Consider the following 12,685-nt stretch of genomic DNA (forward strand, 5'->3'; position numbering starts at 1 on the left):
ATCGGGGGCAATTTGGAGGGGTGAGTGCAATCGATTATCTCATCAAAATAAGGGGCATGGGATTTGTTGCTGCCGTTGAATCGGTATGCGGCATCTGCACTGCGCTCCCGGCGCTCAATACTCAGACAAACAGGCCAGCGGTAAAACGAGAGGGTAAAATACTTACGCTGCCACCTCGAGTAAAATACCCATCCAAATTGCTGTCTTACCTGCAAAGACGGGATATTGATCCATATATTCTGCGACAGTGCATGGACGCAGGCATTCTTTATGAGGGACGGTACAACGGCGAAGCGGTCTGTGTTTTTGTAGGCAGGGATAACAGTGGTAAAGATCGCTTTGGCTGTGTGCGCGGAATTAATAGTGATATGAAGCGGGATTGCGTCGGCTCAGATAAACGGTGCGGCTTTTACCTTGCGGCAAAGGATGCCGACGGTGGGGTTGTGGCTGTTTTTGAAGCTCCTATCGATGCGCTTTCCCACGCCACGCTGTTCCCCAACTGGAGCGGTCACAGGCTGTCACTGGGCGGCACGTCGCCGGTGGCACTGCTTTCTTTTCTGGCGGAGCATCCCGAAACCAGCAATGTATCTCTGTGTCTGGATGCAGACGATGCCGGGCAAACGGCAGCGGGTAGAATCAGGGAAATGCTTGCCGGGGACAAACGGTTTTCACACATCACCGTAACTAAAGACCCACCAAAGGAGGGAAAAGATTTTAATGATATGCTACTCTGTAAAAAAGAGCGCGAAACGAAGCTGACCGGTCGCCGTAAGGTGACCGGCCTTTCTATTTAACAAAATACAATGAAAATAATGATGTTCACTTCGAAACTATCTTTTACAATTTCACATACGTCGCCGCATTGTTTTTGCTTCGAATAATTTTTCCGTTTTGATCTTTGTTTACAGCAACCTTGGTAAAAGGCTTTGATCCTACACTCTTTGCAAATGTTTTCCCGATTTTCGCTCTTATTGCAGAAGGGTTACCTGCGTATGTCATGTCTATTTTAGCATATGTCGGCGATGCCGATAACAAGTCAAACTCTTCACCCTGGCTGAGCTTAGAAATGTACTCTATTACCTCAGAAAAAACAATAACATTTAAATCTGAGTGTGTTTGGGTTAATTCTGGTACAAGTCCATAATGACGTTTTAGTATGTCAGTTACTAACGTGCTTATAGCAACTCCAAATCTCTCAGCATCGCTATTTAAGCTGTTCAACAATGTTACATCGGGATAAAATTGTATTCTGTTCCTGTTCATCGTAATACCTCCAACAATACATTATTCGGGTGGGGTTCACCACTAAAAGTGTATCACACAATAGTGGTGGAGTCAACCACTATTGTGGAAGGTTTTTAAAAAGTTCAATTACCGTCAAAGGAGGGAAAAGATTTTAGGGATATGTTGCAATGCGTCAAAGCACGAGAAAAAAATCCGACCGGTCGCTGTAAGGTGACCGGTCTTTCTATTTAACAAACAACAAAAAAACAGGAGGTTCACACCATGAAAAAAGAAAATCAAATCAGGCAGTTCCAGAATGAGGAATTCGGCTCTCTTGAAATCCTTATGATCGATGGCAAGCCATACTTCCCTGCTACCGCATGCGCAAGTGTGCTTGGCTACAAAGACCCCGCGAAGGCGATAAGGATGCATTGCAAAGGGGTGGACAAAATAGCCACCCCTTCTGTGGGTGGCGTTCAGCAGACCAATTTCATCCCCGAAGGCGATCTGTATCGTCTAATCATCCGCAGCAAACTCCCCGCTGCCGAGCGATTTGAAACATGGGTATTTGATGAGGTGCTGCCCACCATCCGTAAGCACGGCGCATATGCCACCTATGACACATTGGACGAGTTACTCCGCAGCCCCAAGTTTGCGCAAGACCTTATCAACAAGCTGGAGCAGGAACGGAGAAAGAGCGTTGTGCTGGAGGAGCTTACCGAAGAGATGGCACCAAAGGCTCTGTATTGTGACCTTGTGCTGCAAACCAAAAATGTTGTGCCGGTCAGCCTGATTGCAAAGGATTATGGAATGAGCGCCGCCGCGTTCAACGCCATGCTCTATGATTTCGGCATTCAGTACCCCATGGGCGGCACCTGGCTTTTGTATCAAAAATACACAAGAAAGGGATATACCCGCACCCGCACCTATGTTGTCGGCTACAGCAAAACAGCGATGCACACCTGCTGGACGCAAAAAGGCCGCCAGTTCCTGTATGAGTTCCTGTGTGATTTTGGCATCTATCCGCTGATGGAATATGATCGCAGAATGGCATGTTGAGGAGGGCACTATGATAAAACACATTCAAACTGACAGTGTACGAGCCATGATCAAAACCGAGGGCCTTGTGCTGCAAGGCTGCGGCGGGGACCCACAGGAATGGCTGGACGGAATCAATGAGATGCTGACCGAGGCGGGCATTCTGCAAAATGGCAGGAAATTTACGGATATCTCTGTATTTACACAGGACGGGCTCACCAATATCCTGTTTCCGTTTGACGGCATGGATTCCGACACCTTAAACATCGGGAAATTGGCGATGTGGCGCTTACAAACCCATGATACCTTTGGCGGCACATGGTTGAGCGACTATCTTCCGAATAAGCTAGGCGTTGACCTTGCGGTTTTTGATAAAAAGGAATCTGTCATCGAAAAAATACGCGAGGCAAAAGCGGCGGCAAAAGCCACACCGCAACAAACGCCAGAAAAAGAGCACGGTGGGCACGAAAAAAACTATGAGCCGGAGGTGTGAGCATGGCAGACAACGCATTTTCCATTCGGGCATACATCGAAAACGCAGACGATGCTGGCATCGGCGGTTTCACCATTCGGCTGCCCACAACAAAAGCGGTGCTCCGTCCGTGGCTGGAGGCAATTGAGGCGGGTAGCTTTGATGAAACCCAGATCGCTATTCGTGATATACAGTCATCCGTGACGGAACTGGAAGAAAGCTTGCGGGATATTTTGGCAGATGGTATCGCGTTTGATGAGCTCAACTATCTTGCTGAAAAGTTGGGCGCCATTAACGACGACGATGTGGAAAAATTCTTAGCTGCCCTTAAGGCAAGGCACTTTGACGGGAATCTATCGAAAATTATCAACCTTGCGGAAACCCTCGACCACTATGACCTTCAGCCTGCAGGAAATGCCAGGCAATACGGCGATTTTTTGCTGGAAGTCGCCCGCAATGAACACGCTGAAGCGTTTTACAAAATGGAGCAGTCTGACAACCCTGCCGAGCGTGCTTTTGCCGCCTATGTCGTGCGGTTAGAAAAGCATACAAACTTTGAAAGCTACGGGCAGGAAATGGCGAAAACCGAAAATGGCTGGTTCACCGAACACGGCTATGTGACGGACCGTGGCGAATTTCCCGAGCTATACCATGGCTCAGAGGACATCCCGCTGGGCCTGCGTATATTTTCTGGGCCACCGCCGCCGATGATGGCGACCGATATGGATATGCCCGCTTTCCTCGCGCAGCTTCACGCCGTAGCCGGGGACTTCAGCCGAGATGCTGAACACAATGTCGGCATACTGTCTAAGCTGCAAAGCGCCGAATATTTGCTCCTGATGGATGGTTCCGGTGCTTTTTTAACAGAGTGTATGCATGCTTACCGCCAAGATACCGATGCATATAACCGTTGGATGAACGCTGCGGATAATCCTGAAACACAGGCATTTTCCATCCATTTGACGGAGGTGCATGGGCTAATCCAAGGCAATATTGCCGAGGTGAATATTGCCGAGCGTCAGCGGGATATTCAGGAAAACAGTATTCAGCCTGTCACCGTGGAGGCAACTCTGGTAAGCGGAGAAGTGCGAAGTTATCTGCCCCAGGAGTGGGATGCCCTGGCTCGAATTGACAGCGACGGTGTAAAAGATTGGCGGCGGGTGTTTACGGACGGGGATTTTTCAAAAGTCCATCGCCATCTGGAGTATCTGAGTGCGCAAACGGAAGCGGCCTGCCGTCAGGTATCCGCTTCGGAATTTCTTACTGCCTCCAATACCGGATATATGCAGCACACACAAAGCCCGCAGGAGGGCATGTTGCGCATATCCCAAACGGCGGCGAAGGAAATGCTGGCGCGGAGTGATTGCGATGTATACCGTCTGTTGCCGAATGGTCCGGAATTACTTGTGCCTACAGACGCAATAAAAAGCGGGCTTTGGTATACAGAACACCGGGAGTTTGCCATTCGTCGCAGCGATATGCAAGGGCTTGAGAGGTGGGCGGAGCGGAGCGCCAAGGATGCAATAACCCGCCAGCAAGAACGCAGCGCACAGACAAAATCCTATGAGCCGGAGGTGTAAACATGGCAAAGGAACGATTGATTGCGGATGGATATAAAATTATTCAATCTGTAGAAATAGAGGGAATGGAGCCTTTAGCCCCACGAAAACCGAGTAATCAGAATAAATCCGAGCCGGAGCGTTGAGTTTCGGCCCACTATTTTTGTCTTAGAGAGGAAACAAACTATATGAATCAGATTGACCACAATTTTAAGGGAACGACCATCATTCATGGCGATACGCTGCAAGTGCTGGAGACCTTCCCGGACAAACTCTTTGGGGGGATCATTACCGACCCGCCCTATGCATCTGGCGCGGCGGATCAGAATGCACGGCAGAAATCTACTGCACAAAAATACTCCAGCGCAAAAGCTGAAAATATGCTGCCAAATTTTGAGGGCGACAGCAAAGACCAGCGGTCATGGACCAATTGGGCGACAAAATGGCTGGCCGAGGCACGGCGATGTAGCAAGGAGGGCGCGCCCATTTGCGTGTTCATTGACTGGCGGCAGCTTCCTTCTCTTACAGACGCGCTCCAATGGGCCGGCTGGATATGGCGCGGGACGCTGGTGTGGGACAAGATCAACAGTCGCCCCCAGCGCGGACGTTTTCGTCAGCAGGCAGAGTTCATTGTTTGGGGTTCAAACGGGCATATGCCCGTAGACCGCCAATCACCTGTCCTGCCCGGCGTATTCCGTCAATCTATGCCCTCAGCGGTAAAACGCATCCATCAGACTGAGAAACCGCTGGAAGTGATGCGGGATATTGTGAAAATTGTGGAGCCGGGTGAGATTGTCCTTGATCCCTTTGCCGGGGCAGGAACCACGGTACTGGCCGCCAAAATGGAAGGGCACCCTGCCGTAGGCATTGAGCTTTCGGGCTATTATGCAGACGCATCGGCAAAACGCATCGAGCCACGTGATGTGTCAGAGGCGCTTCCTGATGCTGCGTGATGGTGTTTTTCTGCCGGTGAAAGGAGGTGGAGTGCATGATGCAGGAGGATATTGAGCAGAAAAGTGTTGTTTTCATCACGAAGGGGACAAAAATTACCGCAAGGCTATTGGCAAAAGCAATGGGCGCAGGCCTGCGACAGATAAAAAAGAAGCGGGACGCTCCGGGCAAGCAGAGCATGAAGCAATTATCCAAAGGCGGCTCGCTGGAAAGCATCCCTATTTCTGATAATAACATCAAGGCGTTTGATCCCATTGCCCGCAAGTATGGGGTTCGTTACAAGTTGTTTAAGGATGACACGGAACAGCCACCGAAGTGGCTGGTATTTTTTCGTGCGAAAGATACTAACGCCATGACGTCTGCATTTAAGGAATTCACCCATAAAATGCTGAAACGGGAGACCGAAAAACCCTCTGTGCGTGAAACAATGGCAAAATTCAGGGCGGCCATTAAGCAGGCCGTTATTGACCGCACCAAGCACCAGGAGAGAGGCGGACCGGAGTTATGAATACAAATAAAGTCACAGATGTACTCAAACGCCGGGTTCTGCCCAATCTGCCCTATGCGGTCATCTTCTGGTTTGCGGTTAAGCTAGGCGAAGCTTACCGACTGGCGCCCGGCGCGGATTTCCTGCAGCGGCTGACGCGCGCCGTGGGCACGCTGGGAACCGCAATGCAAAACCCGCTGCCCAGCTTTGACCTGTTCGACCTGTGCGTGGGCGTCGCAGGCGTAGGCATCATCTATGGCGTGGTAGCGGCGAAAAAACGCAACGCAAAAAAATACCGCAAGGATGTGGAGTACGGCTCTGCCCGCTGGGGCAAGCAGGAGGACATCGCGCCCTACATGGATGCAAAACCCGAGAATAACATCATCCTGACGCAGACCGAGGGCCTCACCATGAACCCACGCCCTGCCAATCCCAAGTACGCCCGCAATAAAAATATGCTGGTTATAGGTGGCTCTGGCAGCGGAAAGACGCGCTTTGTTTTGAAGCCGAACCTGATGCAGTGCCGTTCAAAGGATTTTCCGGTCAGCTTCGTAGTCACGGACCCTAAGGGAAGCCTGGTCATGGAATGCGGGAAAATGTTGAGGCGGCATGGATACCGCATCAAAATCCTGAACACCATCAATTTCGCCAAGTCTCATCATTATAACCCTTTTAGCTACATCCAGTCGGAAAAGGATATTTTGAAGCTAGTAACCACACTGATTGCCAACACAAAAAATGAGCAGAAAGGCGGCGATGCCTTTTGGGAAAAAGCTGAAACCTTACTCTACACCGCCCTTATCGCCTATCTGCATTATGAAAGCCCGGAGCGGGAGCGCAACTTTGCCACCCTTGCTGAAATGATCGGTGCAATGGAAGTAAGAGAGGAGGATGAGACCTATAAGAACATTGTGGACTTGATGTTCGATGCACTGGAAGAAAAAGACCCGGAACACTTCGCGGTGCGACAATATCGTAAGTTTAAATTGGCGGCTGGTAAAACACTGAAAAGCATTTTAATTAGCTGCGGCGCACGTCTTGCGCCCTTTGACATTGCCGAGATTCGGGAATTGACACGGTATGATGAGCTTGCGCTGGATACCATCGGCGATGAACGCACAGCACTGTTCCTCATTATGAGCGATACATCGGATTACGCAAATTTTCTGATTGCCATCGCCTACTCACAGCTTTTCAATTTGCTTTGTGAGAAGGCGGATGATGTTTATGGCGGACGGCTGCCCATTCACGTCCGCTGCCTGCTGGATGAATTTAGCAACATTGGACAGATTCCGCAGTTTGACAAGCTGATTGCTACCATCCGCAGCCGCGAAATTTCAGCCTGCCTGGTGTTGCAGGCGCAGAGCCAACTAAAATCTTTGTATAAGGAGGCAGCTGACACAATTGTAGGCAACTGCGATTCGGCCATATTTTTGGGCGGCAAAGAAAAGACCACGCTGGAGGAGTGGTCAAAGCTACTTGGAAAAGAGACCATCGACACCTATTCGAACAGCGAAACCAAAGGCAACAGCCCGTCCTTTGGCAAGAATTATCAGAAGCTGGGCAAAGATTTGATGTCGATGGATGAACTGGCGGTGATGGATGGAAGCATGTGCATTATCCAACTTCGTGGTGTTCGTCCGTTTCTCTCAAAAAAATATGACATCACCAGACATCCACTGTACAAACAGCTTGCTGATCATGACAAGCGCAACGAGTTCGACGTGCGGAAGTATCTTAGCACAAATCTGGCAATCCGGGCGGATGATGAGTTCGAGGTGTACAATCTGTCACCTCTTGTCCCGCCTGGTGAAACATCCTAGCCCCTGCTCCCTTTTATGGGACGCAGGGGCATATTTTTTTATTCGAACATTCGCCAGTATCTGAAAAAATATCAAGAAAGGAGCGGCCGGAAAAACGGGTACACAGATACGCCCATAAGTTTTTCCGGCAACATACACTATGGAATTTTTTACGGAGGCAATTAACGTCCTGTCCACTCTGGTCATCGCTTTGGGCGCAGGTCTGTCTGTTTGGGGCGTGGTCAACCTTTTGGAAGGGTACGGAAATGATAACCCCGGCGCCAAAAGTCAGGGAATTAAACAGCTTATGGCGGGCGGCGGTATTGTGGTAATCGGTGTGGTACTGGTTCCCCTGTTGGCCGGGCTGTTCGGTTAGGCCGGGGAGGGTAGCGTATGGATTTCCTGTTTGGCTGGTTAACAGACTGGATCAAACAGGGCTTAATCGAAGGAATCTTGGGACAATATGCGGGAATCTATGACTCCATCAATAATCAGGTGGTTCAGATTGCCGCAGATGTAGGTCAGACGCCGCAAGGATGGAATAGCGGCGTCTTTTCCATGATCCGGGCCCTGTCTGATACGGCGGTCCTCCCCATTGCGGGGATGATACTAACTTTTGTACTTTGCTATGAACTCATTCAGCTCATTATCGAAAAAAATAACATGCACGAGTTCGACACTTTTAACATCTATAAATGGATTTTTAAAACCTTTGTGGCGGTGTATATCCTGACACACACCTTTGACATAGTCATGGGCGTGTTTTCTCTGGCGCAGAACGTGGTCAACGCCAGCGCGGGCGTCATATCCGGCAGTCTGGAGGTGAACGGCGCGGCCGCTCTTGCCCATCTGGAAACGTTACTACAAGATATGGGCATTTGGGAACTGATTGGGCTGTGGCTGGAGACCAATATCCTGCACCTGTGCATGACAGCCATCACAATCTGCATTTTCCTCATTATTTACGGGCGCATGTTGGAAATATATTTGACCGTTTCAATTGCGCCTATCCCCCTTGCCACGATGGCAAACCGGGAATGGGGCAGCATCGGGAACAACTATTTGAAGACCCTGTTTGCGCTGGCGTTCCAGGGCTTTCTCATCCTCACCTGCGTGGCGATCTATGCCGCGCTGGTACAGAGCATCCCCATAGCAGACAGCGTCCATGCGGCGATATGGGGTACGGCGGGATACACAATATTACTATGTTTCGCGCTTTTCAAAACAGGATCGCTTTCGAAGGCAATCTTCCAAGCCCACTGATTTTAGTAGGCGAACACATTATGCAACGATCAAAGCATTAAAATTCATGGAGGTAAAACAATATGGCTGAACCTGAAAAAATCGTAAAACTGGATGTCCGAGCATACCCCATCGCAGAGCCGAAAGGCAGCGTGGTTGCGTTTGCCAGTGCGACCATTGATGATATGTTTGCAGTAAACAACATCCGAGTGGTAAACAGCGAAAAGGGGCTGTTTGTCGCCATGCCGCAGGTAAAAGACGCAAAGGGTGAATACCGGGATATTTGTTTCCCGGTGACGGCGGAACTACGCAAACAACTTAATGAGGCGATTCTCGGCGCCTATGCTGCGGAAAAAGAGAAAGCCGCACCCGCGAAAGAATCCACCGTAGATAAGCTGCGGGAGGGCGCGAAAGAGACTAAAAGTCAACCTGCACCGGCAAAAGTTGAAAAGAAAAAGTCAGAGCCGGAAATTTGATGTGAGGAGGCACAAATATATAGTGAAGAATACTCAAAAATCTATTAGGCTTGGGTCTTTATTTGACGGCATAGGAGGATTCCCCTATGCCGGTCTTTTTTATGGGATTGAGCCTATCTGGGCCAGCGAGATACTGCCGCAGGCTGTATCGGTAACAATGCGGCAAATACCGTGCATGGAACACGTTGGCGACATCACAAAACTGGACGGTGCAAAACTGCCGCCTGTGGATGTCATTACCTTTGGCTCACCTTGCCAAGATTTATCGACTGCAGGAAAACGTCTTGGAATGAAAGGTGAGCGCAGCGGCCTTTTTTCGGAGGCTATCAGAATTATAGACGAAATGAGGAGGGCCACAAATGGCAAATACCCAAGATACGCGCTGTGGGAGAACGTCCCCGGCGCCATGTCCAGCGGACACCCCGCCGGAAGTGACTTTAGGGCCGTGCTTGAAGCGTTCACAAAAACCAAAATTCCAATGCCTGATTCCGGAAGATGGGCCAATGCAGGAATGGCGCGAAGCGGTGGAGTTGACCTCGCTTGGCGGGTGCTTAACGCCCAATATCACGGAGTCCCCCAGCGTCGCCGCCGAATCTTCCTTGTCGCAGATTTTGGAGGAACAAGCGCCGGAGAAATACTTTTTATCGAAGAAGGCGTGCGAGGGCATTTTACGCCGTGCTGCCAAGCGCGGCAAGGAATTGCCGCCGATGCTCAAAGAGGCTCTGGAGTCACAGATTCATGCGGCGTAACAGCATTCGCAGCCAATCAACGGGACAAGGTGAATTGCCACATTGTGGCAAGAGAGGGTCCCCTGGGGGACGAGGTTCGTGATCTTCATAATATTTCGGCAGCAATCTGTGCCAGCCAGACCATGAAACAGCAAACCTTTATCGCCAAGGACACAGCCTGCCTGACACCGTGGGACACCCAGCAATTACGGGTATTTACGGATGACGGGACATCTCCAACACTTGCCGGCGCAGATGGTGGCGGCGGGCGAAATCCCGCTGGTTTGATATTTACCGAAAAGAGTGGCGATTCGCCCCATGTTGAGATTTTGAATGATCAGGGTGGCGAAAGTATTACTGTGGAACAAAGCGGCCAATCTCCCACGCTTCGGCATGAAGCCCACGGCAACCTGCCCATTGTTTCATTATGTGAACCGAACCTGCCCCGTTCATCTCACAACAGCGCTCTAGGGGCGGAAACTGGTGTGGGTGCGATGACGGACGGCATACCTGCCATTACCATGCGGATGCGGGAAGGATGCGCCGGTGGCGGGAAAGGTCCGTTATTTCAGCAAGAAAAAAGTGCGGCGTTGGCCACCAGGGGCGACCAATATTTGTTTGCGCCCGCTGTCAGTGTTCACCAGAGCGGACAAGGTGATTTATCTACATCCGAAACAACAAAATCACTGACAACGCTTGGAACAGCGTCTTGCCGCAACGCGCCGCTGGTGGCGCACCCTGATGTGTCGGGAACACTGTGCGCTTCCGGCGCGGGATTATCACGACCTGCAGGGATGGCTTCCGAGCCTGATTTGTGCGTGGCCTATGCTCTGCAAGGGAATATGATTGGCAGGCAAGAACGCAACGGACCTAACGGGAGCGGTGTCAGCGAAAATCTTTCCTTCACGCTGACCGCCACCGATACTCCCGCTGTCGCTTCAGCCATCCCCATCCACGACAGAGCCACTCGTTTTCAAGGCGGCGGTCCTTCCCGGAGTGGTGACGGCTGCGGCAATGGGCTGGGCGTTGGCAAGGCGGGCGACCCCGCCCCCACGTTAACATCAGGTGACCACCACGCAGTATCAACCCCTAAAATTGCCAGTGGAAAGGATTCTGTTGGCACGCTGATGGCAAACGCCGGAACAAAAATGTGGCTTGGCAATCAGGAAGCTTTCAGCGGTGACTACTTTCCCATACAAAACTATATTGTTCGCCGCCTGACGCCTACAGAATGTGAGCGGTTGCAGGGATTCCCGGACGGTTGGACGAGTTTTGGACATGACGGGAAAGAAATCAGCGACACCCGTCGCTACCAGATGCTTGGCAACAGCGTCGCTGTTCCCTGCGTCGCCTTCATCCTGTCGGGCGTAGCCGGACAGTTATCACAAGACCGAAAGGAGGTAGCGTAATGCCTTATGTAAACGTACCCAAGGATTTGACAAAGGTGAAAACCAAAATTGCGCTGGGGCTCACGAAACGGCAGTTGATTTGCTTTTCTTCCGCTGCCGCGGTGGGCATACCTATATATTTTCTCACAAAAGCCATCGTAGGCGGCACGGTGGGGCTGCTGCTTATGATCGGCGTCATGTTGCCATTTTTCTTTCTCGCCATGTACGAGCGGGACGGGCAGCCCGCCGAGCGGATTTTAAAGTATATCCTGCGCCACCGGCTCTGGCCGGCTGCGCGTCCGTACAGAACAGAAAACCTATATCTATACCTTGAGAAGGAGGGAAAATCTCTTGCAAACAAAAACATCACGAAACATCCCTGTAGGGAAAAAGCAAGCCGCGCAGCAACAGCGTCTGCGCGCCAGCGTAAAACAGGCAAAGACAAATAGGGCTGACCTGAAGACCCTGCCTAAAGACAAAAAGCCTGCGGTGGCGCTTAAACAGCCTACCGGCGTCTCCCGTTCTTTAAAAGCTAAATTTTTCGGACAGGCCGACGCGCCACAGACGGCGCAGCAGTCCATCCCGTACAAAGAAATGCGCAAGGACGGCGTTTGCCGCGTGACAAATACGCTGTACACCAAAACTGTTGCATTCGGGGACATCAACTACCAGCTTTCGCAGAACGAGGACAAGAACGCCATTTTTGAATCCTACTGCGATTTTCTCAACTATTTTGATTCGTCGGTCCACATCCAGTTGACCTTTATCAACAAGCGCGTCAACATCCGGGATTTTGAGCGTTCGATTGAGATTTCCGGCCAGCAGGATGCTTACGATGGCATTCGCAGAGAATACACAGAGATGCTCAAAAGCCAGCTTGCCAAAGGACGCAACGGACTGGTGCGGGAGAAATATATCACCTTTGGCATTGAGGCCACTTCCCTCAAGGAAGCGGGACCCCGCCTAGAGCGTATTGAGGCGGATATCCTCTCGAACTTCAAAACGCTGGGCGCGGCTGCCCGCCCGCTCACGGGTTTGGAACGCTTGGAGATTCTGCACGGCCAGCTTCACCCGGACGGACAGCAAAAACTTCGGTTCGACTGGCCAGATATTGTTAAAACAGGACTTTCGGCCAAGGATTTCATCGCACCATCCTCCTTCGATTTCCGGGACACAAAGACCTTCCGTGTGGGTGAACACTACGGCGCGGCCAGTTTTGTGCAAATTTTGGCTCCCGAACTCACCGACCGAATGCTGGCGGAATTTTTAGACCTAGACACCACGGTCACAGTCAACCTGCACATCCGCTCCATCGACC

Annotated in this window: 13 protein-coding genes and 3 pseudogenes; 15 read left to right on the top strand and 1 reads right to left on the bottom strand. The window is 51.0% G+C overall.

The window, feature by feature from the left end; genetic code table 11:
- Positions 1-794: toprim domain-containing protein (locus VB081_RS09795; RefSeq protein WP_323400640.1), on the top strand; the 794-nt coding region annotated here is incomplete at its 5' end.
- 43 nt (positions 795-837) lie between these two features.
- Here VB081_RS09795 and VB081_RS09800 read toward each other — a convergent pair.
- A complete protein-coding gene (locus VB081_RS09800; protein WP_323400641.1) occupies positions 838-1,263 on the bottom strand; it encodes a hypothetical protein in 426 nt (141 codons plus the stop codon).
- 243 nt (positions 1,264-1,506) lie between these two features.
- Between VB081_RS09800 and VB081_RS09805 the strand changes: the two genes are divergently transcribed.
- From VB081_RS09805 to VB081_RS09870, 14 genes and pseudogenes are all read left to right on the top strand, one after another.
- Complete coding sequence (locus tag VB081_RS09805; protein ID WP_323400642.1) at positions 1,507-2,283, top strand: phage antirepressor; 777 nt, start codon at positions 1,507-1,509, stop codon at positions 2,281-2,283.
- A 10-nt stretch (positions 2,284-2,293) separates the two neighbouring features.
- Positions 2,294-2,614 (top strand): annotated as a pseudogene (locus VB081_RS09810) (hypothetical protein); the annotation flags it as partial.
- A 143-nt stretch (positions 2,615-2,757) separates the two neighbouring features.
- On the top strand, positions 2,758-4,314 hold the full coding sequence (locus VB081_RS09815; protein WP_323400644.1) for an antirestriction protein ArdA: 1,557 nt from the start codon (positions 2,758-2,760) through the stop codon (positions 4,312-4,314).
- A gap of 2 nt (positions 4,315-4,316) precedes the next feature.
- Complete coding sequence (locus VB081_RS09820; protein WP_323400645.1) at positions 4,317-4,439, top strand: hypothetical protein; 123 nt, start codon at positions 4,317-4,319, stop codon at positions 4,437-4,439.
- A gap of 42 nt (positions 4,440-4,481) precedes the next feature.
- Entirely contained in the window at positions 4,482-5,246 is a 765-nt protein-coding gene (locus tag VB081_RS09825) for a DNA-methyltransferase (protein WP_323400646.1), read from the top strand.
- 35 nt (positions 5,247-5,281) lie between these two features.
- Positions 5,282-5,752: a PcfB family protein gene (locus VB081_RS09830; protein WP_323400647.1), complete on the top strand. Its 471-nt coding sequence runs from the start codon at positions 5,282-5,284 to the stop codon at positions 5,750-5,752.
- Complete coding sequence (locus tag VB081_RS09835) at positions 5,749-7,554, top strand: VirD4-like conjugal transfer protein, CD1115 family (protein WP_323400648.1); 1,806 nt, start codon at positions 5,749-5,751, stop codon at positions 7,552-7,554. Before VB081_RS09830 ends, VB081_RS09835 begins: the two co-directional genes overlap by 4 nt.
- Before the next feature lie 139 nt (positions 7,555-7,693).
- Positions 7,694-7,909: a Maff2 family mobile element protein gene (locus tag VB081_RS09840; RefSeq protein ID WP_323400649.1), complete on the top strand. Its 216-nt coding sequence runs from the start codon at positions 7,694-7,696 to the stop codon at positions 7,907-7,909.
- A gap of 17 nt (positions 7,910-7,926) precedes the next feature.
- The gene (locus tag VB081_RS09845; protein ID WP_323400650.1) at positions 7,927-8,796 is read left to right on the top strand and encodes a VirB6/TrbL-like conjugal transfer protein, CD1112 family; all 870 of its coding nucleotides are present in this window, start codon (positions 7,927-7,929) and stop codon (positions 8,794-8,796) included.
- A 62-nt stretch (positions 8,797-8,858) separates the two neighbouring features.
- A complete protein-coding gene (locus VB081_RS09850) occupies positions 8,859-9,251 on the top strand; it encodes a SpoVG family protein (protein WP_323400651.1) in 393 nt (130 codons plus the stop codon).
- Between the two features lie 22 nt (positions 9,252-9,273).
- Positions 9,274-9,798, top strand: a pseudogene (locus VB081_RS09855) (DNA cytosine methyltransferase); the annotation flags it as partial.
- 246 nt (positions 9,799-10,044) lie between these two features.
- On the top strand, positions 10,045-11,388 hold the full coding sequence (locus VB081_RS09860; RefSeq protein WP_323400653.1) for a DNA cytosine methyltransferase: 1,344 nt from the start codon (positions 10,045-10,047) through the stop codon (positions 11,386-11,388).
- On the top strand, positions 11,388-11,816 hold the full coding sequence (locus VB081_RS09865) for a PrgI family protein (protein ID WP_323400652.1): 429 nt from the start codon (positions 11,388-11,390) through the stop codon (positions 11,814-11,816). The genes VB081_RS09860 and VB081_RS09865 overlap by 1 nt, the downstream gene beginning before the upstream one ends.
- Positions 11,743-12,685 (top strand): annotated as a pseudogene (locus VB081_RS09870) (VirB4-like conjugal transfer ATPase, CD1110 family); the annotation flags it as partial. The gene VB081_RS09865 and the pseudogene VB081_RS09870, both read left to right, overlap by 74 nt.

The organism is Christensenella sp., from assembly GCF_034927525.1.
Lineage (GTDB): Bacteria > Bacillota > Clostridia > Christensenellales > Christensenellaceae > Christensenella.

Coding starts and splice junctions, on each gene's coding strand:
- VB081_RS09800 (WP_323400641.1), bottom strand. CDS start 1,263: ATGAACAGGAACAGAATACAATTTTATCCCGATGTAACATTGTTGAAC.
- VB081_RS09805 (WP_323400642.1), top strand. CDS start 1,507: ATGAAAAAAGAAAATCAAATCAGGCAGTTCCAGAATGAGGAATTCGGC.
- VB081_RS09815 (WP_323400644.1), top strand. CDS start 2,758: ATGGCAGACAACGCATTTTCCATTCGGGCATACATCGAAAACGCAGAC.
- VB081_RS09820 (WP_323400645.1), top strand. CDS start 4,317: ATGGCAAAGGAACGATTGATTGCGGATGGATATAAAATTATTCAATCT.
- VB081_RS09825 (WP_323400646.1), top strand. CDS start 4,482: ATGAATCAGATTGACCACAATTTTAAGGGAACGACCATCATTCATGGC.
- VB081_RS09830 (WP_323400647.1), top strand. CDS start 5,282: ATGATGCAGGAGGATATTGAGCAGAAAAGTGTTGTTTTCATCACGAAG.
- VB081_RS09835 (WP_323400648.1), top strand. CDS start 5,749: ATGAATACAAATAAAGTCACAGATGTACTCAAACGCCGGGTTCTGCCC.
- VB081_RS09840 (WP_323400649.1), top strand. CDS start 7,694: ATGGAATTTTTTACGGAGGCAATTAACGTCCTGTCCACTCTGGTCATC.
- VB081_RS09845 (WP_323400650.1), top strand. CDS start 7,927: ATGGATTTCCTGTTTGGCTGGTTAACAGACTGGATCAAACAGGGCTTA.
- VB081_RS09850 (WP_323400651.1), top strand. CDS start 8,859: ATGGCTGAACCTGAAAAAATCGTAAAACTGGATGTCCGAGCATACCCC.
- VB081_RS09865 (WP_323400652.1), top strand. CDS start 11,388: ATGCCTTATGTAAACGTACCCAAGGATTTGACAAAGGTGAAAACCAAA.